At 74.6% G+C, this 19,490-nt stretch carries 21 protein-coding genes; 8 read left to right on the forward strand and 13 right to left on the reverse strand.

Annotated features, from left to right (window positions below; translation table 11 throughout):
- Positions 1–126: 126 nt before the first annotated feature.
- The 3 genes from K329_RS0123370 to K329_RS0123380 are packed head-to-tail and all read left to right on the forward strand — an operon-like array spanning position 127 to position 3,019.
- Positions 127–1,155 (forward strand): amidohydrolase family protein, encoded by a 1,029-nt coding sequence (locus tag K329_RS0123370; protein ID WP_028474924.1) that lies wholly within the window; start codon positions 127–129, stop codon positions 1,153–1,155.
- The gene (locus K329_RS0123375; protein WP_052337276.1) at positions 1,155–1,985 is read left to right on the forward strand and encodes a metal-sulfur cluster assembly factor; all 831 of its coding nucleotides are present in this window, start codon (positions 1,155–1,157) and stop codon (positions 1,983–1,985) included. The genes K329_RS0123370 and K329_RS0123375 overlap by 1 nt, the downstream gene beginning before the upstream one ends.
- Positions 1,982–3,019: an NAD(P)-dependent alcohol dehydrogenase gene (locus K329_RS0123380; protein WP_245596670.1), complete on the forward strand. Its 1,038-nt coding sequence runs from the start codon at positions 1,982–1,984 to the stop codon at positions 3,017–3,019. The genes K329_RS0123375 and K329_RS0123380 overlap by 4 nt, the downstream gene beginning before the upstream one ends.
- A 4-nt stretch (positions 3,020–3,023) precedes the next feature.
- On the opposite strand, the gene K329_RS0123385 is transcribed toward K329_RS0123380, so the two are convergent.
- On the reverse strand, positions 3,024–3,956 hold the full coding sequence (locus tag K329_RS0123385; protein WP_028474927.1) for a LysR family transcriptional regulator: 933 nt from the start codon (positions 3,954–3,956) through the stop codon (positions 3,024–3,026).
- 83 nt (positions 3,957–4,039) lie between these two features.
- On the opposite strand from K329_RS0123385, the gene K329_RS29125 reads away from it, so the two are divergent.
- Entirely contained in the window at positions 4,040–4,975 is a 936-nt protein-coding gene (locus K329_RS29125; protein WP_052337277.1) for an EamA family transporter, read from the forward strand.
- Positions 4,976–5,166: 191 nt separating this feature from the next.
- On the opposite strand, the gene K329_RS0123395 is transcribed toward K329_RS29125, so the two are convergent.
- Positions 5,167–5,916 carry a hypothetical protein gene (locus K329_RS0123395; protein ID WP_028474928.1) on the reverse strand — a complete coding sequence of 250 codons (750 nt, stop codon included), beginning with the start codon at positions 5,914–5,916 and terminating at the stop codon, positions 5,167–5,169.
- A 45-nt stretch (positions 5,917–5,961) separates the two neighbouring features.
- Positions 5,962–7,107 (reverse strand): glycosyltransferase, encoded by a 1,146-nt coding sequence (locus K329_RS29130; RefSeq protein WP_052337278.1) that lies wholly within the window; start codon positions 7,105–7,107, stop codon positions 5,962–5,964.
- 96 nt (positions 7,108–7,203) lie between these two features.
- Here K329_RS29130 and K329_RS0123405 point away from each other — a divergent pair, with 96 nt between their 5' ends.
- Together K329_RS0123405 and K329_RS0123410 are read left to right on the forward strand one after the other, a co-directional pair.
- Complete coding sequence (locus tag K329_RS0123405; protein WP_028474929.1) at positions 7,204–8,241, forward strand: pirin family protein; 1,038 nt, start codon at positions 7,204–7,206, stop codon at positions 8,239–8,241.
- Positions 8,238–8,897: a DNA-3-methyladenine glycosylase I gene (locus K329_RS0123410; RefSeq protein WP_084541548.1), complete on the forward strand. Its 660-nt coding sequence runs from the start codon at positions 8,238–8,240 to the stop codon at positions 8,895–8,897. The genes K329_RS0123405 and K329_RS0123410 overlap by 4 nt, the downstream gene beginning before the upstream one ends.
- 125 nt (positions 8,898–9,022) lie before the next feature.
- Here the strand turns inward: K329_RS0123410 and K329_RS29135 are convergent, their stop codons facing one another.
- Positions 9,023–9,388, reverse strand: coding sequence for a hypothetical protein (locus K329_RS29135; protein ID WP_157571884.1), 366 nt, complete (start codon positions 9,386–9,388; stop codon positions 9,023–9,025).
- 22 nt (positions 9,389–9,410) lie between these two features.
- Between K329_RS29135 and K329_RS0123420 the strand changes: the two genes are divergently transcribed.
- The gene (locus K329_RS0123420) at positions 9,411–9,881 is read left to right on the forward strand and encodes a MarR family winged helix-turn-helix transcriptional regulator (protein ID WP_028474931.1); all 471 of its coding nucleotides are present in this window, start codon (positions 9,411–9,413) and stop codon (positions 9,879–9,881) included.
- A 17-nt stretch (positions 9,882–9,898) separates the two neighbouring features.
- Here K329_RS0123420 and K329_RS0123425 read toward each other — a convergent pair whose 3' ends face one another.
- From K329_RS0123425 to K329_RS0123465, 9 genes are all read right to left on the reverse strand, one after another.
- Positions 9,899–11,014, reverse strand: a complete 1,116-nt coding sequence (locus tag K329_RS0123425; RefSeq protein ID WP_028474932.1) for an MSMEG_0565 family glycosyltransferase — start codon at positions 11,012–11,014, stop codon at positions 9,899–9,901.
- A 3-nt stretch (positions 11,015–11,017) separates the two neighbouring features.
- On the reverse strand, positions 11,018–11,911 hold the full coding sequence (locus K329_RS29140) for a carbon-nitrogen hydrolase family protein (RefSeq protein WP_052337280.1): 894 nt from the start codon (positions 11,909–11,911) through the stop codon (positions 11,018–11,020).
- An 18-nt stretch (positions 11,912–11,929) separates the two neighbouring features.
- Positions 11,930–13,288, reverse strand: a complete 1,359-nt coding sequence (locus K329_RS29145) for an MSMEG_0569 family flavin-dependent oxidoreductase (protein ID WP_052337281.1) — start codon at positions 13,286–13,288, stop codon at positions 11,930–11,932.
- The gene (locus K329_RS0123440; RefSeq protein ID WP_245596692.1) at positions 13,285–13,578 is read right to left on the reverse strand and encodes an MSMEG_0570 family nitrogen starvation response protein; all 294 of its coding nucleotides are present in this window, start codon (positions 13,576–13,578) and stop codon (positions 13,285–13,287) included. Before K329_RS0123440 ends, K329_RS29145 begins: the two co-directional genes overlap by 4 nt.
- A 1-nt stretch (position 13,579) precedes the next feature.
- Entirely contained in the window at positions 13,580–14,524 is a 945-nt protein-coding gene (locus K329_RS0123445; protein WP_028474934.1) for a carbon-nitrogen hydrolase family protein, read from the reverse strand.
- Positions 14,521–15,999: an MSMEG_0567/sll0787 family protein gene (locus tag K329_RS29150; protein WP_084541549.1), complete on the reverse strand. Its 1,479-nt coding sequence runs from the start codon at positions 15,997–15,999 to the stop codon at positions 14,521–14,523. Before K329_RS29150 ends, K329_RS0123445 begins: the two co-directional genes overlap by 4 nt.
- Before the next feature lie 2 nt (positions 16,000–16,001).
- The gene (locus K329_RS0123455; protein ID WP_028474935.1) at positions 16,002–17,072 is read right to left on the reverse strand and encodes an MSMEG_0568 family radical SAM protein; all 1,071 of its coding nucleotides are present in this window, start codon (positions 17,070–17,072) and stop codon (positions 16,002–16,004) included.
- Between the two features lie 10 nt (positions 17,073–17,082).
- On the reverse strand, positions 17,083–17,607 hold the full coding sequence (locus K329_RS0123460; RefSeq protein ID WP_028474936.1) for an MSMEG_0572/Sll0783 family nitrogen starvation response protein: 525 nt from the start codon (positions 17,605–17,607) through the stop codon (positions 17,083–17,085).
- Between the two features lie 84 nt (positions 17,608–17,691).
- On the reverse strand, positions 17,692–18,519 hold the full coding sequence (locus K329_RS0123465) for an amidohydrolase family protein (RefSeq protein ID WP_028474937.1): 828 nt from the start codon (positions 18,517–18,519) through the stop codon (positions 17,692–17,694).
- 159 nt (positions 18,520–18,678) lie between these two features.
- Between K329_RS0123465 and K329_RS0123470 the strand changes: the two genes are divergently transcribed.
- Positions 18,679–19,326 (forward strand): DUF6924 domain-containing protein, encoded by a 648-nt coding sequence (locus K329_RS0123470; RefSeq protein ID WP_028474938.1) that lies wholly within the window; start codon positions 18,679–18,681, stop codon positions 19,324–19,326.
- Positions 19,327–19,490: the final 164 nt, after the last annotated feature.

The raw sequence follows: 19,490 nt of genomic DNA on the forward strand, positions 1-19,490 counted from the left end.
GCGCTCGGCGACGGGCGTGGGGTCGCCGTCTCAAATTGAGACGGGCGCGGCCCCCGTCGAGGGGGTCCGCGTTCCTACCGTCGTCCTCGAGGCCGTGACCCACGTCACGGCGGGACGGAGACCTCCATGTACACCAAGAACGGCGAGAGCTACTTCATCGTGGACGCCCACGTGGCCCTGTGGGACGCGCGACCGGAGAACCAGCGGAACATCCACGGCAAGCAGTTCATCGACTGCTTCTACGACTACCACCGCAACCTCTCGCCGGAGAGCGAGGTGTGGCCCTACGAGGAGTACCTCTACTACGGCGGCGAGCGCCTCATGCACGACCTGTTCGAGGTCGGGTACGTCGACCACGCGATCTTCCAGCCGGCGCACCTCGGCGAGTTCTACACCACCGGGTTCGCGCAGACCGAGGAGACCTGGGCGCTCACCCAGGCCCACCCCGACAAGCTGACCATGAACCACCGCTTCGACCCCCGCGACGGCGAGGCCGGCCTCGACCGCCTGCGGCTCGACCACGAGCGCTTCGGCCTCAAGGGCGTCAAGCTCTACACCGCCGAGTGGCACGGCGACTCGCGCGGCTACAAGCTCGACGACCCGTGGTGCCGGAAGTACCTCGAGGAGTGCCTCGCGCTCGGCATCAAGAACGTCCACATCCACAAGGGCCCCACGATCCGCCCCCTCGACCGCGACGCCTTCGACGTCGCGGACGTCGACAAGGTCGCCACCGACTACACCGACCTCAACTTCGTCGTCGAGCACTGCGGCCTGCCGCGTCTGGAGGACTTCTGCTGGATCGCCACCCAGGAGCCCAACGTGCACGCCGGCCTTGCGGTCGCGATCCCGTTCATGCACACCCGCCCGCGCTACTTCGCGCAGATCATCGGCGAGCTCCTCTACTGGCTCGACGAGAACCGCATCCAGTTCTCCTCCGACTACGGCCTGTGGACCCCGAAGTGGCTGGTCGAGACCTTCGTCGACTTCCAGATCCCCGAGGACATGCAGGGCGAGTACGCCCCGATCACCACCGAGCAGCGCAAGAAGATCCTCGGCCTCAACGCCGCGGCGATGTACGACATCCCCGTGCCCGAGGAGCTCCAGGTCGTGCCCGCCGGCACGGACGCGCCCGTCGAGGCCACGGCGGTGGCGTGATGACCACGCTGACCCGCGACCCGCTCGAGGTGGGCGGGGTGACCGAGGCCGACGTACGACGTGCGCTCGACGTCGTCATCGACCCCGAGCTCGACGAGCCCATCACCGACCTCGGCTTCGTGCGCTCGGTGACGGTGGAGCCGGGTGGGGGAGACGGGGTGCTCGTGGACGTCCACCTGCGCCTGCCGACCTCGTTCTGCTCGCCGAACTTCGCCTACCTGATGGCCTCCGACAGCAAGGACGCGCTCACCACGCTGCCGGGCGTACGACGCGTGGTCGTCGCCCTCGACGACCACCACGACTCCGCGATCATCAACGCGGGCCTGGCGGCCGACGCCGGCTACCGGGGCACCTTCGGGCACGAGGCCGAGGAGGACCTCGAGGAGCTGCGCGCGACCTTCCGGCGCAAGGCCCACACCGCGGCGATGGAGCGGTGCCTCACCGCCCTGCTCCGCGCCGACCGGTCGCTGCCGGAGGCGGCCGTGGGCGGGGTCGTGCTGGGCGACCTGCCGGACGACGAGCTGCGGGCGTCGCTGCTGCGGCGCCGGACGGCGGTCGGGCTCGGCAACCACCCGCAGGCGCCCGTGCTCGTCGACGCCGACGGGGTCGGCTACGCGCCCGACGAGGTGCCGATGGCCCTGCGGCGCGCCCGCTCGACCCGGATCTCGGTCGACGGCAACGCCCACTTCTGCCGGGGGCTGCTGCGCACGCGCTACCCGGACTCCGAGACCGACCAGACCCCGCGCGCGGCCGCCGACCCCGACCGCGCCTTCATCCCCCTCACCGACGTGGCGCCCGCGCGCGCCGTACAGAAGGAGCACGTGGCATGAGCCAGACCATGCGAGCCGTCCAGGTGGTCGGCTACCACCAGGCCCTCGAGATGACCGAGGTCCCGGTGCCGGAGCCCGCCGGCCCGTTCGACGTCGTCGTCAAGATCGGCGGCGCCGGCGTGTGCCGCACCGACCTGCACATCCTCGAGGGCCAGTGGGCCCAGAAGTCCCAGGTGCAGCTGCCCTACACGATCGGGCACGAGAACGCGGGCTGGGTGCACGCCGTCGGCTCGGCCGTCACCAACGTCGCCGAGGGCGACAAGGTGATCGTGCACCCCCTCATCACCTGCGGGCTGTGCCGTGCCTGCCGCTCGGGCGACGACGTGCACTGCCAGAACAACGAGTTCCCCGGCATCGACACGAACGGCGGGTACGCCGAGTACCTCCGCACGTCGGCCCGCAGCGTCGTGAAGATCGACGACTCGCTCGAGCCGGCCGACGTCGCCGCGCTCGCCGACGCCGGGCTGACGGCGTACCACGCGGTCGCCAAGGCGGCGCGGCGCCTGCGTCCCGGCCACCGGGCCGTGCTCATCGGCGCCGGCGGGCTGGGCCACATCGGCATCCAGGCGCTGCGGGCCATGTCGGCCGCGGAGATCGTGGTCGTCGACCGCAACCCCGACGCCGTGAAGCTGGCCCTCTCGATCGGCGCCGACCACGGTGTCGTCGCCGAGGGCGGCCAGGTCGCGGAGGTGCTCGAGCTGACCGGCGGCCGCGGCGCCGAGGTGGTCGTCGACTTCGTCGGCGAGGGCGGGTCGACGGCCGAGGGCGTGCAGATGCTGCAGCAGGCGGGCGACTACCACGTGGTCGGGTACGGCGAGAACCTCGACGTGCCGACCATCGACATCATCAGCGCCGAGATCAACTTCATCGGCAACCTCGTGGGGTCCTACAACGACCTCACCGAGCTGATGGTGCTCGCGGCCCGGGGCGACGTGAAGCTGCACACCCAGAAATACGCGCTCGACGACTTCGCCACCGCCGTCGCCGACCTCGACGCCGGCACGGTGCGCGGCCGCGCGATCCTCGTGCCGTAGGGCGTCACCCGGGTCCGGTCGGGTCCGCCGCCGCCTCCGCCTGCCCCGCCAGGGTCCGCAGCAGCAGGGCCAGCGGGGGCCAGTCGGCCCGCCCGGCGCGGGTGACGGCGTACGCCCGCAGCGCGACGCCGGGGGAGCGCAGCGGGAGCAGGCGCACGCCGGGGCGCACCGGCTGGTCGGCCGGCAGCAGGGCGACGCCGAGACCGGTGGCGACGAGCTCCTGCACGAGGTCGAGGCTGTCGGCGCGATGGGTGATGTCGGGGACGAAGCCGGCCGTCGCAGCCAGCATGCGCACGACGTCCTCGTCGGCGGTGCCGCGGGAGTTCACGATCCACGGGGCGTCGGCGACGCGCGCGACGACCTCGGCCGCGGTGCCGCCGCCCGCGACCGCCTCCGCCCCGTCGGTCGCCGTGCCCGGCACCCCCAGCGCCCACGGCGCCGACCACAGCGGTCGCGCCACGAGCGCCCGGTCGAGCGTCATCGGCGCCAGGTCGTAGTCGTAGGTGAGCGCCAGGTCGAGGTCGTCGGCGAGCAGCAGCGCGTGGGCCTCGGCCGGCTCGAACTCGCTCACCAGCAGCCGGACCCGCGGGTGGTCCGCGGCCAGCGTCCGCAGTGCGGGCAGCAGGCTGCGACGTACGGCGGTCGCGAACCCGCCGACGCGCAGGTTGCCGGCCGGCTCGGCGGACGGGTCGAGGTCGGCCCGCGCCGACTCCACGGCCGCGAGGATCGTCACGGCGTGGTCGGCGAGGCGTTCGCCGGCGGGGGTGAGCCGCACGCGACGGCCGTCGGGCTCCAGGAGCGCCGTACCGGCCTCGCGCGCCAGCGCGGCCAGCTGCTGCGAGACCGTCGACGTCGTCGTGCCGAGCTCGTCGGCCACCTCGCGCATCGAGCCGAGGCGGGAGAGCGCGAGGAGCAGCTCGAGGCGACGGACGTCCATGACGGCATTGTCCGGTGATCGTGAACGGAATGTCCATGATTCTCACGTGGACGCGGACGGTCGCCGCCCCGTCTACTGTCCGCATGACCCCCGCACGCACCGGCGCCTCGCTCGCCCTCGCCGCCATGCTCTGCGTCCAGCTCGGCATCGCCGTCTCGGTCGGTCTCGCCGAGCGCGTCGGCGCCGACGGGGCCGCGTGGCTGCGGCTCGTGTGGGCGGGACTCATCGTGCTCGTGGTGCTGCGACCACGCCGGGGGTCGATGTCCGGGCGCGCGTTCCGCACCTGCGTCGCGCTGGGCGTCGTGACCGCGGGGATCACGATGCTCTTCATGGTGGCGGTCTCGCGGCTGCCGATGGGCACGGCGAGCGCGCTCGAGTTCCTCGGGCCGCTCTCGGTCGCGGTGCTCCGGGGGCGGGGCACCGTCGCCCGGCTGCTGTGGCCCGCGCTGGCCGCCGTCGGCGTGCTGCTCCTGACCGAGCCGTGGCACGGCGGGGTCGACCTCGTCGGCGTGGCCGCGGCGCTCGGGGCGGCCGTGTGCTGGGCGGGCTACATCGTGCTGACGCAGCGGGTCGGCGACGAGGTCGCGGGCGTGCAGGGCCTCGCCGTCTCGATGCCGGTGGCCGGCCTGGTCGCCACCGGGGTCGTGCTCGCGCTGCCGGGCAGCCAGGCGATGGGGTCGCTGACCTGGGAGGTCGTGCTCCTCGGTGTCGCGCTCGCCGTGCTGCTGCCCGTCGTGCCGTTCGCGCTGGAGATGGTCGCGCTGCGGCGGCTGACCGCGGCCGCCTTCGGCACCCTCATGTGTCTCGAGCCCGCCATCGCGCTGGTGATCGGGCTCGTCGTGCTCGGCCAGGTGCCCGGACCGGCGGCCGTGGTCGGGCTCGTGCTGGTGGTCGCGGCGGGGCTCGGGGCGGAGCGGTCCGGGGCGCGGAGCGCGGAGCCGGGCGGGGAGGGCGCACCGGGCGGGCCGGTCGAGCCCGCCTGCGGCGTCGGCGACGAGCTGGCGGCCGCGCCGCGCTGAGGCCGGGGCGTCGGGTGGCTCGGGTGGCTCGGGTGGTTGCGGACTGAGGCCCGCGGAGAGTGACGGTGTGAGTCCGCACCCGGGGGTGGCTCGGGTGGGTGCGGGCTGAGGCCCGCGGAAAGTGACGGTGTGAGTCCGCACCCACCGGCCCGGCACCCGCCCACCCACCCGCCGCCCCCGTCCACCCAGGCTCAGCCGATCGGCGCCAGGGCCGCCACGTCGGCGACGTCCACGCGCGTGCACCAGCGGCGCGTGCGGGCCAGGGTCTCCGCGTCGTACGACGCGAGCGCGGCCGCCGCGTCGCCGGCCAGCAGGCGGGCCGCCTCGTCCGGCTCGCCGTCGAGGCAGGCGCGGGCGGCGGCGAGGGTGGCGACGGGGTCCGGGGTGCCGGCCCCGACGACCTCGAACGGCACCTCCCGGTCGAGCGCCGCGTCCATCAGTGCGGGCAGCGTGCGGGCGTCCCCGCCCGGCAGGCCCGCGCGCAGCTCGGCGGCCGCGGCCTCGTCGAGCGCCGCCTCGATCGCGTAGGGGCTCGCCCCGAACGACGGCAGCACGACCGTCACCGGGATCTCCTCGTCGTCGTCCCCGAGCGGCAGCAGACCGGAGGCCCTGACCTGGTCGACGGCGGCGACCACGCGCCGTACGTTGCCCGCCAGGTCGTCCACGTCGCGCAGCGTCGTGCGCACGCCGGCGAGCGGCAGGCCGACGCGGGAGGCCAGCCCGAGCGGGCCGTTCAGCTGGGCGGCGCCGCCGGACAGCACGACCGTGAGCGGTACGGCGCCGGCCCGCGCCCGTGGGAGGTCGCGGTCCAGCACGGCGACGCTGCCGACGAGGCCGTCGGCGGCGGGCTCCGCGGCCAGCAGCGCGGCGACGTCGGCACCCTCGGCGAGGGCGGCGGTGGAGGTGAGGAGTCCGGCGAGGAAGGGCGGTACGGCGCTCATCCGATCGAGGCTAGCGCCCGGCGGGCACGTCGCTCACGGCCCGTCTCAGGCCGCGAGGCGACGGCGGGTGGTGCCGCCGATGCGCTCGTGCACCTCGAGCATCCGGTCGACGCAGGCCGACCACGGGAACTGCTCGGCGCGGCGGCGGGCGGCGGCGCGGCGCAGCTGCTCGGGTCGCGCGGCGACGGCCTCGACGGCCTCGGCGAGCGCGGTCGGGCGCGGCGGGGCCCAGGCGCCGGACGCCTCGTCGACCAGCTCGCGCGCGCCGCCCGTGGAGGCCGTGACGACCGGAGTGCCGCAGGCCAGCGCCTCGAGCACGGCGAGTCCGAACGTCTCGCCCGGGCACACCGAGAGCGCCACGTCGGCGGCGGCGATGCGGGCGGCCAGCTCGTGGCGGTCCGCGACGTGGCCGTGGAAGGTGACGGGGGCGCGTCCGGCGATCGCCCGCAGCTCGGCGGCGTGGGGCCCGTCGCCGTACACGTCGAGGTGCACCGGCGCGCCGCGACGGTGCAGCTCGACCGCGGTGGCGACCGCGAGGTGGGGCGACTTCTCCCGCGAGAGCCGGCCGACGTGCACGAGGCGCAGCGGGCGGTCCGCGCTGACGGGGGTGTCGAACGCCGCGGCGGGGCGGGGCTGCGGGCGGAACGTCGCCAGGTCGACCCCGAGCGGGATCCGGGCCAGCGGGCAGCCCGCCGCGGCGGCCGCCAGCCGGAACTCGGCGCGCGCGAAGCCCGAGGTCACCACGATGGTGTCGAACTGACGCACCAGCACCTTGTTGTAGAGACCGATCGTCGTCTTCACGCTGCTGTCGAGCCGCATGCGCATCGACAGCATGTGGTCGAGGCGCTCGTGGGAGAACAGCACCGAGCCGACGCCGGTGCGCCGCGCCCAGCGCGTCACCGGCAGCAGGGTGGACTTGTCGTTGATCTCGATGGCCGTCGGACCGAACCGTTCGAGCGCGTCGATGACCCGCCACGGCTCCACGATGAGGCGGTAGCTGGCGCCGACCCGCGGGGCGCGCAGCTGCACGACGTCGCCGAGCTCGGTCGAGAAGCGGGCGTCGGTGGGGCCGGGCACGACCAGCAGACGCTGGACGCCGGCCTCGACGTACCCCTCCGCGAGGGCCTGGACGGCCGTCTTCATCCCGCCCGAGGCCGGGCCGATGAAGTTGGCGAGCTGAGCGATGCGCACAGGTCGTGACAGTGCCCGGACGGGGTGAACGGGCGGCGAGACCGCGGTGGACCCGGGGTGTCACCTGCGCGTTGACGCGCCCGGGAGGATGGGCGCATGAGCAACCTCGAGACCCGGCCCGACGAGGTCGAGTGCCGCAGCGGCGACGAGCAGGTCGGCACCGTCGAGATCCTGCCCCCGCGCGAGGTCCCGCTGGGCGGACCGCGGGCGATGCGCGTACGACGCACGCTGCCGCAGCGCTCGCGCTCGCTGATCGGGGCCTGGTGCTTCGTCGACCACTACGGGCCCGACCAGGTCGCCGAGTCGGGCGGCATGTCGGTCGCGCCGCACCCGCACACCGGGCTGCAGACGGTGTCGTGGCTCTTCACCGGCGAGATCGAGCACCGCGACTCGGTGGGCACGCACGCGATGGTGCGGCCCGGCGAGGTGAACCTCATGACCGGCGGGCGCGGCATCAGCCACTCGGAGGTGTCGACGCCGGGCACGACCGAGCTGCACGGGGCCCAGCTGTGGGTGGCGCTGCCCGACGCCGACCGTCACACCGCGCCCGCGTTCGCCCACCACGTGCCGACGGCGGTGCGGGTCGACGGGGTGGACGGGGCGCCCGGCCTCGAGGCCCGGGTGTTCGTCGGGTCGCTGCTCGGCTCGACCTCCCCGGTCGACACGTTCACGCCGCTCCTCGGTGCCGAGCTGCTGCTGGAGCCGGGCGCGACGGTGCGGATCCCGGTCGACGGCACCTTCGAGCACGGGGTGCTCGTGGACCGTGGTGCCGTCTCGGTGGGTCCGGTCGGCGGGGCGGGCGAGCGGGCGGGGTGGAGCGAGCTGGCCTACGTCGCCCCCGGCGCAACGGCCCTGGAGCTCACGACGTACGACGAGGGCGCGCGCCTGCTGCTGCTCGGCGGGCCGCCGTTCGGCGAGGCGATCGTCATGTGGTGGAACTTCGTGGGCCGCACCCACGAGGAGGTCGTGGCCTACCGCGCCGAGTGGCAGGCGCAGGTGACGGCCGGCGGCGACGCGGTGGTGGGCGACTCGCAGGACGTGGCCGACGGCCGCTTCGGCGTGGTCGTCGGCGACCACCTGCCCCCGATCCCGGCGCCCGAGATGCCGAACGCGAGGCTGAAGGAGCGGCGGTGAGCGGGGCCGTCGACCGCTCCGACCTGGGGGACCTGGGGGACGCCGTCGTCGGTGAGGACGGCGTCCCGCGGTGCGTCTGGGCCGCCCGCCCGGGCGAGATGCGGGACTACCACGACACCGAGTGGGGCGTGCCCGTGCGCGTCGGCGGGGTGGCGGGGGAGACGGCGTACTTCGAGCGCCTCACCCTCGAGGCCTTCCAGTCGGGGCTGTCGTGGGCCACGATCCTCGCGAAGCGACCGGCCTTCCGGGAGGTCTTCGCGGGCTTCGAGGCCGAGGCCGTCGCCGCGTACGGCGAGAGCGAGCGCGTCGCGCTGATGGCCGACGCCCGGATCGTGCGCAACCGCGCCAAGATCGACGCCACCCTCGTCAACGCGCGGGCCGTGCTGGCGATGCGTGACGCCGACGGCGAGGACGGGTTCGCGGCGTTCCTGGCGTCGTACGCGCCCGAGGTCGGACCCGCCCCTCGCACCCTCGACGAGGTGCCGGCGACCTCGCCCGAGTCGCTGGCGCTCAGCAAGGCCCTGAAGAAGCGGGGTTTTACCTTCGTCGGACCCACCACCATGCACGCCCTCATGGAGGCCACGGGCCTCGTCGACACGCACCTCGTGGGGTGCCACCGCCGGGGCGTCGCCGAGTTGTCGGGTCTGCACGGCTGAGACGCGCCGAGTTGTCGGGTCTGCACGGTTGAGCGGCGCCGAGTTGTCGTGTCTGCACGGTTGAGCGGCGCCGAGTTGTCGCGTCTGCACGCGTGTACGGCGCCGAGCCGGCAGTTCTGCTGCGCTCAGAGCACCCAGATCGCGCCGATGATCGCCGGCACCGGCCCGGCGAGGAGCCACCAGCTCAGCGGCGACTTCTCGTGGATCGCGAGGGCGGCGACCATGCCGCCGAGGCCGAGGAAGACGCAGATGACGAGCAGGCCGACCTTCGCGTCGAGGTGCCCGTCGATGCTGTGCGCGAAGATCACGAGCCCGCCGATGAAGTGCAGCACCGTCGTCAGGAGCAGGGCTGACATCACGCGCTGCTGGACCTTCGAGAGACCGGCGTCCCGCGCGGCCACCGTCGTACGCGGCGGGGGGTTGTCGAAGTCGATGAGGTGCTTGCGCCGGCGGTCCGGCTGACCTGCTTTTTCGACCGATGATTGGGGCACAAAGCAATGCTACTCTCCGCCGGTGGATGCTGCTGCCGCTGCTCTGAGGAGCGACCCGCTGGCTCTCGAGGAGCAGGTCTGCTTCGCGCTCTCGGTCGCCTCGCGCGCGGTCGTCGGTGTCTACCGCCCGCTGCTCGAGCCCCTCGGGCTCACCCACCCGCAGTACCTCGTGATGCTCGCCCTCTGGCAGCACGAGCCGGTCTCCGGCAAGCGGCTCAGCGAGCTGCTCCGTCTCGACCCGGGCACGCTGTCGCCGCTGCTCAAGCGGCTCGAGGCGGCGGGCTACCTCCGCCGTGAGCGCGACCCGGACGACGAGCGCACCCTCGCCGTCGTGCTCACCGACGAGGGGCGGGCCCTGCGGACGGAGGCCGAGAAGATCCCGCCGGCCGTCGTGGAGCGCCTCGGCATGGGCCTTGACGAGCTGCGCGACCTCCAGGCCGCCCTCACGCGCGTCATCGCGCAGACGGGATCGGTCGCCGAGCGCGTGCAGTAGCGACAGCTCGGCACGTCTCAGGCGTGCAGACGCGACAGCTCGGCGTAGAACGCGACGTGCCGCAGCGCCGCCGCCTCCCAGGTGTACGACCGGGCCAGCTCCCGACCGCGCTCCGCCCCGTCCGCCACCCCGCCGAGCGCGGCGCCCAGCTGGACGGCGAACGCGGCGGGGCTGTCGCCGTACCGGACGGCCTCGCCGAAGACCTCCCGCAGCACGGGCAGGTCGCGCGCGACGACGGGGACGCCGGCGGCGAGGGCCTCCATCGCGGCCAGGCCGAAGCCCTCCTTCGTCGACGTGAACCCGAGCACCGCGGCCTGCGCGACGAGGCTCGGCAGGGCGGGGTCGTCGACGGGTCCGAGCACGACCGGTTCGACGCCCAGCTCGCGGGCGCGGGCGTCGAAGGCGGTCCGGTAGTCGCGGTAGTCGAAGAGCGTCTCGCCGCCGCCGACCACGAGCCTCAGGTCGGCGTGCGCCGGGTCGGCCCGCAGCAGCGCGAACGCCTCGAGCAGGTCGATCGTGCCCTTGCGGGGCTCGATGCCGCCGAGCGCGAGCACGTAGCGGCCGAGGCGGTCCGCCCAGGCCGCGCGCCCCTCGACGTCCCGGGCCCCCGCCTCGAACCGCGGCGCGTCGACGCCGTTCGGGATCACCGTCGGCGCGCGTCCCCAGCCCGCCGCCACCTCTGCGGCGACGGCCGCCGAGACGCAGACGAGCCCGTCGGGCTCCGCCACCGCCCGGTCGTGGCAGGCCGCGAGCTCAGGGGTCGTGAACCGGTCGAGGTGGTGCACGGTGCGCAGGCAGGGCAGCGCGGCGTTGGCGGAGATGCAGTCCTGGGCGTGCACGACGTCGTACGCCCCGCGCTCCTGCGCGAACGCCTCCCGCAGCACCGCGATCGACCGCACGATGCGCCCGCCGACGGTCTCGTCGTCGCGGGCCTCGAACGGCACCGCCCGCACGCCGACCCGCGGGTCCACGGAGCGGAAGAACGTGGTGTCGCCGCCGCGCCCGAGCGTCCACACGTCGACGGACGTGACCCCGCCGGCCGGGCCGAGGGCCGCGAGCGCCTCCGCGAGGGCGAGCGTGTGCACCACGCCGCCGCGGGGCTTCGTCGAGTAGGTGAGCAGCGCGATCCGCACGCCTCAGCTCCTCTCGGCCGGGGCGACCAGGCCGTCGGGCGCGCAGTCGACCGCCCGCAGCGCGGTGTACGCCGCCGGCGTGCGCTCCTGGAGGTGGTGCAGCAGCCGCCGGGCCCGGGCGACCTCGAGCGCGACGTCGATCTCCGTGATCGCGAGCCCGCCCTTCGACGACGTCCGCGCCAGCACGTCTCCGCCGGGCCCGACCACCTTCGCCTGGCCGAGGAACCGCAGCCCGCCCATCACGCCGGTCTGGTTCGACGACACCCACACGACCTGGTTCTCGGCGGCGCGGGCGGCGTCGTACAGGTCGAAGAGGCGGGACTGGCGGTCCTGCGGCAGCCGGGAGGCGCGGTCGGTGACGCTGGCCGGCCACGCCGAGAGGCAGGCCAGCACCGTCGCCCCGTCGAGCGCGAGCGACCGCGCGGCCTCGGGGAAGGTCTTGTCGTAGTCGATGAGCATCCCGAGCCGCCCCACGGGGGTGTCGAACGCCTCGAACCGGTCGCCCGCGGCGTAGACGAGGGACTCGCCCGCCGGCTGGTGCACCTTGCGGTGCCGCCCCAGCACGCCGTCGCCGCTCACGGCCAGCGCGGTGTTGTAGAGCCGCGGCACGCCGTCGACGACCTCCTCCTCGGCGTAGCCGAAGCAGACGACCATCTCGCCGGCCATCGCGACGATGCGCTGGATCTCGTACGACGTCTCGGTCAGCGCGGGCGGGAGGGCGAGGGGGTCGGGGTGACGCAGGTCGGAGAGGTAGCCGCCGAGGGTGGCGTCCGGCAGCACCAGCAGCCCCGCGCCCGCGGCCCGGGCGTCGCCCACGATGCCCTCGACCTTGGCGAGGGCACGCGTCAGGTCGCGCCCGAAGTGGGCGGCGGCGGCGGCGATGCGGAGCGCGGGCACGGCGGGAACCTACCGATCTCAGGCCCGCGTCGTGGCGGCGGAGGGCGCGGTGGAGGGCGCGGCGGCGTACGGACCCGGTGACACCCGCCGGGCCAGCTCGGCGGCCGGGAGCGTGTCGTGCGTCGGGCGGCCCGTGATGCAGCCCGCGACGTGCTCGGCGTCGGCGGCGATGCCGAGGAAGCGCCCGGAGCCCCACGTGTGCAGCCACGGCAGCCCGAGGAAGTAGAGCCCGGGCACGCCGGTGACGCCGCGCGTGTGGGTGGGACGGCCGGTGCCGTCGAACACGCCCACGCGCACCCAGCGGTAGTCGGGCCGGTAGCCGATCGCCCAGACCACCGAGGTGACGCCCGCGGCGGCCAGGTCGAGCTCGAGCGGGTCGGCCTCGGGGGTCCACCCGGGCTCGTACGGCGTGCCGGGCGGCGCGTCGATGCCCTCGCGCTCGATGAAGCGGTCGATGTCGCGGCAGATCGAGGTGTAGACGGCGTCGGCGTCGTCGAGGGCCGCGGTGAGCGTCGGCAGGAACGTCAGCGTCGTGCCCGACCCGCCGGCGAGCATGCCGTAGAGGCCCATGCCCTCGGCGGCGAAGCGGCGCAGGTCGATGTCGCGGCCCCCGTCGCGGCCGGTGACGTAGTGGTTGGTCTTCTCGCGGGCGGCCACGCCACCGGGGTACTGCGCGACGGCGGTGTCGTAGAGACCCATCTCGGCGAGCCACGTCATCACGTCGCGCCCGCGGTGGAAGCGGGCGACGCGCGGGGCGTCCCCGAGCGCGAGGTGCACCTGCCGGCCCTCGAGGTGGAGGTCCTCGGCGATCTGGGCGCCCGACTGCCCGGACCCCACCACCAGGACGCCGCCCTCGGGCAGCGCCGTGGCGTTGCGGTAGTCGGCCGAGTGCACCTGGGTGATCGACGCGTCCAGCGCGGGTGCCCACGGCGGCACGATCGGGTGGTGGTAGCCGCCGGTCGCCACCACGACGTGGTCGGCCTCCCACGTCTCGGGGCCCTCGGGCCCGACCGCGTCGACGACGAACCCGCCGCCCTCGCGCTCGGTCAGGGCGGTCACCGTCGTCCGCTCGCGCAGCGGGGCGCCGAACGACCCGGCGTACCCGGCGAGCCACGCGACGACCTCGTCGCGGGTCATGAAGCCGTCGGGGTCGGGGCCGTCGTACGCCCAGCCCGGCAGCCGGCACTGCCAGTTGGGCGTGACGAGGGTGAAGCTGTCCCAGCGCGTGTCGGCCCACTCGTGGGCCGCGGTGCCGGCCTCGAGCACGACGTGGTCGACGCCGTCGCGCACGAGGTGCCAGCTGGTCGACAGACCGGCCTGGCCACCCCCGACCACGACGACGGAGGTCCGGTGACGGGCGGGGGCGGCGGAGGTCATGCGGGCTCCTGGGGCAGCGGGGGGTGGAGGCGGAGCACCTCGACGCGGGCGTCCGGCGCGAACGCGCGGACCCGGGTGTCGATGCGCTCCAGCGAGGCGGCGGACGCGGTGCACGCGAAGCCGTACGACGCGCGCACGCGCTCGCTGGCCAGGTGCAGCGCCGTCGCGGCTCGTTCGCGGAAGTCGGCCACGGTGTAGGCCGCTCCCGCGTCGAGGTGGTCGTGCACGACGAGCGAGGGGGAGTAGCAGTCCTGCACGGCCCCGTCGGGCCAGCGGACGGTGAACGTCATCTCAGGCACGGGCGGCCTCCGCCATCACCGGGTGCAGGGCGCGGGCGGGTACGGCGGTCGCGAGCGCCGCCGGGTAGGTCTCGGGCCGGCGGTCGCGCAGGTGGAACATCGCGCGGCGGGCCGTCTCGAGGGCGCCGCCCACGTCGAGTCGGGCGACGGCCATGCCGGCGTCGAGACCGGTGCTGGCGAGCACGTCGCCGCCGGGCCCGACGACCTTGGCGTGGGCCACGAACCGCAGCGTCCCGAAGGTGCCCTGCTGGTTGGAGGCGACCCAGACGACCTGGTTCTCCAGCGCGCGGGCCTGGTCGAAGAGGTTGAACCGGGTGAGCCAGCGGTCCTCGGCGAGCGAGGCGCTGCCGCCCGTGCGCGACCCGGGCCAGGCCGAGATGCAGGCGACGATGTCGGCGCCGTCGACGGCCAGCGCGCGGGCCGCCTCGGGGAACGCCTTGTCGTAGCAGATGAGCGCCCCCACCCGACCGGCCGGCGTGTCCACGGCCGTGAAGGTGTCGCCGGCGGAGTAGAAGAGGCTCTCGCCGAGCGGCTGGTGCACCTTGCGGTGCGCCCCCAGCACGCCGTCGCCGCTGACGATCGCGGCGGTGTTGTAGCGCTCCGCGCCGTCGGACTCGCAGAGCCCGACCACGACCGTCATGTCGCCGGCGACCTCCGCGACCCGGCGCAGCTCGGGACCGTCGAGGTCCATCACCGGTGGCAGGTCCTCGGGCTGCTCGTCGTGGCTGCCGTCGCGTCCGCGGCCGAGCACGGAGAGGTAGCCGCCGAGGCAGGCCTCGGGCAGCGCGAGCAGAGAGACGCCCTGGGCGCGGGCCTCGTCGACGTACGACGCGATCTGAGCGAGGTTCTGCTCGACGTCGCGTCCGAAGCCGGCGCAGACGGCGGCGACGGCCTGGGTGTCGGACGATCCGGGGTGCGCGGGGGCGGGGGTGCTCATGCGGGTCCCATTCCTGTGACGGTGTGGCGGATGGCCTCGGTGACCACGCCGTCGGGCCAGCGCAGGCCCACCCCGGCGCCCTCGACGAGGGTGCCGGTGACGGCGGTCGTGAGGTGCCCGAGGTCGTCGGGCAGGGCGGGTGCGGCGGGGGTGTGCGGCGCCTCGGCGGTGATCATCGCGAAGCCGGGGAAGCAGGTGAGCCAGTCGCCGGTGCGGGCACCGGCGGGCGTGGGGATCGCGGCGACGTCGAGCACGGCGCGGCAGCCGCCGGCCTCGGCGAGCATGCCGGTGGTGCCGACGAGCCCGCTCATGGAGACGTCCTTCGCGGCGGTGGGGGCGAGGGCCGGCACGAGACCGGCCTGCGCCCGCAGCTGGGCAGGGGTGCGGCGGGAGGTGGAGTCCCACTGCGCGCCCGTGTAGCCGGGCCGCCAGTCGCCGCCGAGGTCGGCGGTCAGGCGGAGGCGGTCCCCGGGACGGCCGCCTCCACCCGGCACCGGTCGCGCCGTGCGCCCGAGCGCGGTGACCGAGAGCGCCGCCGGCACCCCGAGCTGGGTGTGGCCGCCGAGCACCGCGACGCCCCAGGCCTGCGCGGCCTCGGTCAGCCCGCGGAGCACGCGGCGGGCGAAGGAGGCGTCGCGGGCCGCGACCGCGTCGAGCAGGCCCACCGGGGCGGCGCCCATCGCGGCGAGGTCGTTGACGTTCACGAGCACCGAGCACCAGCCCGCCCACTCGGGGTCGCGCTCGACCATCGACGGCAGGATCGCGTCGCAGGCGGCGACGAGGTCGCTGCCCGGCACCGGGGCACCGTCGTCGCCGACGAACCCGGCGGGCACGCCGGTCGCGAGCTCGCCGAGCAGGCCGCCGAGCGCTGCCTTCGTGGCGTCGGCGAGGCGCTGGACGCGGTCGAGCGGCCAGTCCATCACCACGTGCGGCTGCCCGTGCGCCGACACCGAGGCGCGGGTGCGCCACCCGAGGCGACGGAAGAGCCGCTCGTTGCCGGCCTGCACGACGGCGTCGAAGCGCAGCGCCCCGGCGGCCTCGGCCCGGGCGCACGCCGCCCGCACGAGCGCCGGGCCGATGCCCTGCGTGGTGCGGGCGTCGGCGGCCACGGCGAGCCGGCCGCCGCGCCACCACCCGAGGTCCGTGGCGGGCGGGGTGCCGTCGGCGTCGGGCGCGGGGTGCAGCCGCACGCCGCCGAGCACCGCGCCGTCCGCGCTGGCCCGGGCGAGCAACACGACGGTGCGCGGGTCGTCGTCGACGAGGTCGGTGTCGCTGACGGCGAAGAGGCGCTGCTCCGTGACGAACACGTCGTGCCGCAGCCGGCGGTAGGCCGCGAGGTCGGCCGGGGTGGTGGCCTCGGCCACGACGTACGGCGCGGGCCGCCCGGCCGGGTCGCCGGGGCCGGCCGGGGTGCCGGGGTCGCCGGCGGGGCGGGTGGTGCGCAGCCCGGTGAGCACGTGGGCGTCGAGCGTCATGGTCAGGCCCCTTCGCAGGAGAGCGCCGAGCAGGCGCCGCAGGCGGCGCAGCCCGCGGACTGGGAGGCGCCGGTCATGCCGGCCGCGCGGAGCGCCGCGGCGACGCGGGTGGTGACGGACCCGAGCACGCGCGGGTCCGGGGCGGGCACGTGGTCGACGTCGGTGGCGAGGGTGCCGGCGAGCGGGCGGAACGGCACGACGAACGGGTAGACGCCCATCGCGATGAGCTCCTCGACGCCCGCGACGAGCTCGTCGGGGTCCTCGCCGAGCCCGACGAGCAGGTACGTCGACACCTCGTTCCAGCCGAAGACGCGGACGGCCTCCGCCCACGCCGCGCGGTACTCGCTCATCGGCACGGAGCCCTTGCCGGGCATCCACCGGGCGCGCACGTCGTCGTCGAGGGACTCGACGTGGATGCCGATCGAGCGGGCGCCCGCGTCGTACAGCTCCTGGATCGTCGCCAGGTCGCCGGGCGGCTCGCACTGCACCTGGACGGGCAGGTCGGGCAGCACCTCGCGGACGGCCCGCACGCAGCGGGCGAGGTGGGTGGCGCCGCGGTCGCGGCCGTTGGAGGTGCCGGTCGTCATCACCATCTGCGTGATGCCGTCGAGCTCGTACGCCGCCAGCGCGACCTCGGCGATCTGGGCCGGGCTCTTCACCGCGACGGTGGCCCCGGCGCGCAGCGACTCCTCGATGGCGCAGAAGCGGCAGCGCTGGTCCTCGTCGTACCGCACGCAGGTCTGCACGACCGTCGTGGCGAGCACGTTGGAGGAGTGGAGGCGCGCGATCTTCTCGTACGGCACGCCGTCGGCAGTGGAGCGGTCGTAGAACCTCGGGCGCCGGACGGCCTCGACGCCGAGGCCGGTGTCGGCCCCGTCGAGGAGGAGCTTGCCGCCGCGCACCGAGTAGGGGCTGCGGGGGTTGAGGGGGATGGCCGCACCGACCCCGTCGAGGAGGACGTGCCCGTCGTCGCTCGGGCCGGCGCCGGACCGGCGCGAGACCGGGGCGTCGAGCAGCCGGATGCCCTGGATGGCGACGTCCACCCGGGTGGAGGAGGGGGTCGGTGCGGTCATGTCCGTGGCCTCAGAGGTTGTAGACGGAGTTGATGATGGCGCCCTTGTTGGCGTAGTGGATGACGGCGTCCTGCACGTCGAGCGGGTGCGCCGGGATGACGCCCTCGATGAGGTCCTCCTCGCGGCTGCCGTGCAGCGCCAGGCCGAAGCGGCAGCAGAAGACGGTGCCGCCCTCCTTCACGAACGTCTTGATCGAGTCGTTCATGTTCTGGTTGCCGGGGAAGGCGACGTCGCCGGTGGTGGGGAAGCCGCGGGTGTCGACGCACGCCAGCGCGCCGGGGCCGTAGAAGTAGATCGCCGACTCGAAGCCCTTGCGCAGCGCCCGGGTGGCCTGGAGCACCGCGACGAAGCTGACGGAGCTCTCGTGCGGGATGCCGTGCACGAGGGTGAGGTAGCTCTGGCCCTCGGTGGCCTGGTAGTCCGGGAAGATCTTGGTCGATCCGTAGAGGTTGGTCCCCTTGGCCTGCGAGGGGTGCGGGATCTCCGAGACGGACTTCTCGATGTTCGCCATGATCTCGTCGTCGAACGCGGGCATCGCTTCTCCTGAGGGTGTGGGTGCTGCGGTGGGTCGTGCTCGGGTGTGGGGCTCGGGGGTCGTGCGGGTGGGAGGGGTGGCGGGTCAGGCGCCGTACAGCGCCTCGAAGTTGCCCCGGAAGAGCGCGGCGGTGAGCTCGGGGTCGTCGGTCGCGGCGGCCAGGCGGGCGAACTCGCCGGCGTGGTCGCCCCAGGGGGTGTCGGTGGCGAAGAGCACGCGGTCGTGGCCGATGCCGCGCTCCTCGATCTCCTGGCAGAGCCAGACCGGCGCGAAGCCGATGGCCCAGGAGGTGTCGGTGTAGACCTGCTTGCCGGCCTCGATCCAGTCGAAGAGGCGGCCGCCGATGAGCTTCATGTGGCCGCTCATGCCGCCGCCGAGGTGCACCAGGTGGATCTTCGTGTCGTCGCCGTAGCGCTCGACCAGCTGCCCGATCTTGTCGACGTCGGAGGCCGCGCCGGGCGAGGTGTGCACGTGCACGACGAGGTCGTGGGCGGCGGCGGTGGTGAAGATGCGCTCGAGCTGGACCGCGGAGTCGGCGTCGTCGACGCTGCCGCCGAGCAGGAAGCTGGTCTTGAGGGCGACCACGCCGTCCTCCGCCGCCAGCGCCAGGGAGGCGTCGTTGCGCGCGGCGTCCGAGGCCTTCGGCGAGACCCACAGCCCGCAGCGCACGCGGTCGTCCTTCTGGGCCGCCTCGAGCGCGAGGTGGTTGAGCCCGAAGGAGACGTCGGGGTCGGGCACGCCGTAGTTCGGCAGCACCAACGCCCGCTCGGTGCCCTCGGCGTCGAGGTCGCGGATCAGCTCCTCCACCGTCTCCCGCGCCGTCACGTCGGCGTTGATCGCCGGGCCCCCGTAGAAGGGGTACGCCGGCAGCCGGCCGATGTGCCGGTGCGCGTCGTGGGCGGTGAAGGTCATGCGGAGCAGTCCACGCCCGGGGTGTTTCCGAATGGTCACGGGCGGAAGACAGTGCACGACCTGGTGTGTTAGTTCGGTGTAACCGGGTCTTCGGGGGACGCCGGGGTTGCGCGTCGTCGAGAATCGAGCGGCCCGCCCCCGTCACCCCGAGGAGCCCCGATGCGCCGAGCCCCGGTCCTGCTGGTCCCGTTGGTGCTGCTCGGTGCGCTGCTCGTCGGCTGCGGTGGGGGTGAGGGGCAGGAAGCGGTCGACGCCGGGGGTGAGGTCGTGGTGACCGTCGACGGACCGACCGACCTCGGGTTCGAGCTCGACGAGAACGGCGACGTGTTGCCGGCCGACGGGTCGAGCCCCACCTCGTCCTACGAGCAGGTGCCCGACCCCACCTACCTCGTGCGCACCGACTTCTCGGACGACGCGGCCTGGCGCCGGGTGGTCGAGCTGGTGACGGCGGGGGTGGACTTCGGGGACGGGTACGGACCGTACGAGCCGTACGTCGAGACGCTGGAGGACCGCGACCTCGAGGGCGTGACGGCGGCCGAGCTGATCGCCACCGTCGGTGACGGGCCGCTCGAGTACCGGATCATCGCGGACGCGCGCAGCATGCGGGAGGCGGCCGCAGGCGGCGAGGTCACGGTCCTGTACGTCGACGTGTCCGCGCCGTCCGAGGACGAGGTCCAGGACTTCCCCCGGGAGCTGAGGACCGTGACCACCGAGGTCGCCCTGATCGAGGCCAACCTCTCGGTCGGCAACCTCTGGCTCTTCGAGTTCGCGGACTCCGTCGACGCCGACGGGGTCTTCCGGGGCTGACGGTGACGGCGCTCGCCCCCGGTCGGTGGTTGAGGAGCGAGCGCCGCCGGTGGTTGAGGGACGAGCGTTAGCGAGTGTCTCGAAACCACGTGGCACTGGTGGTTGAGGAGCCGCGAGCGCAGCGAGCCGCGTCTCGAAACCACGGCGGTGTGCCCCGTGTGTGG

Origin of the sequence: Nocardioides alkalitolerans DSM 16699 (assembly GCF_000426525.1) — a bacterium.
Taxonomy (GTDB): Bacteria; Actinomycetota; Actinomycetes; order Propionibacteriales; family Nocardioidaceae; genus Nocardioides; species Nocardioides alkalitolerans.

Excerpts from the sequence above, each read along its gene's own strand:
- K329_RS0123405 (WP_028474929.1), top strand. The coding sequence starts at position 7,204 with ATGAGCAACCTCGAGACCCGGCCCGACGAGGTCGAGTGCCGCAGCGGC.
- K329_RS29145 (WP_052337281.1), bottom strand. The coding sequence starts at position 13,288 with ATGACCTCCGCCGCCCCCGCCCGTCACCGGACCTCCGTCGTCGTGGTC.
- K329_RS0123375 (WP_052337276.1), top strand. The coding sequence starts at position 1,155 with ATGACCACGCTGACCCGCGACCCGCTCGAGGTGGGCGGGGTGACCGAG.
- K329_RS0123380 (WP_245596670.1), top strand. The coding sequence starts at position 1,982 with ATGAGCCAGACCATGCGAGCCGTCCAGGTGGTCGGCTACCACCAGGCC.
- K329_RS0123385 (WP_028474927.1), bottom strand. The coding sequence starts at position 3,956 with ATGGACGTCCGTCGCCTCGAGCTGCTCCTCGCGCTCTCCCGCCTCGGC.
- K329_RS0123465 (WP_028474937.1), bottom strand. The coding sequence starts at position 18,519 with ATGACCTTCACCGCCCACGACGCGCACCGGCACATCGGCCGGCTGCCG.
- K329_RS0123370 (WP_028474924.1), top strand. The coding sequence starts at position 127 with ATGTACACCAAGAACGGCGAGAGCTACTTCATCGTGGACGCCCACGTG.
- K329_RS29125 (WP_052337277.1), top strand. The coding sequence starts at position 4,040 with ATGACCCCCGCACGCACCGGCGCCTCGCTCGCCCTCGCCGCCATGCTC.
- K329_RS0123455 (WP_028474935.1), bottom strand. The coding sequence starts at position 17,072 with ATGACCGCACCGACCCCCTCCTCCACCCGGGTGGACGTCGCCATCCAG.
- K329_RS0123460 (WP_028474936.1), bottom strand. The coding sequence starts at position 17,607 with ATGCCCGCGTTCGACGACGAGATCATGGCGAACATCGAGAAGTCCGTC.
- K329_RS0123395 (WP_028474928.1), bottom strand. The coding sequence starts at position 5,916 with ATGAGCGCCGTACCGCCCTTCCTCGCCGGACTCCTCACCTCCACCGCC.
- K329_RS0123440 (WP_245596692.1), bottom strand. The coding sequence starts at position 13,578 with ATGACGTTCACCGTCCGCTGGCCCGACGGGGCCGTGCAGGACTGCTAC.
- K329_RS0123445 (WP_028474934.1), bottom strand. The coding sequence starts at position 14,524 with ATGAGCACCCCCGCCCCCGCGCACCCCGGATCGTCCGACACCCAGGCC.
- K329_RS0123470 (WP_028474938.1), top strand. The coding sequence starts at position 18,679 with ATGCGCCGAGCCCCGGTCCTGCTGGTCCCGTTGGTGCTGCTCGGTGCG.
- K329_RS29150 (WP_084541549.1), bottom strand. The coding sequence starts at position 15,999 with ATGACGCTCGACGCCCACGTGCTCACCGGGCTGCGCACCACCCGCCCC.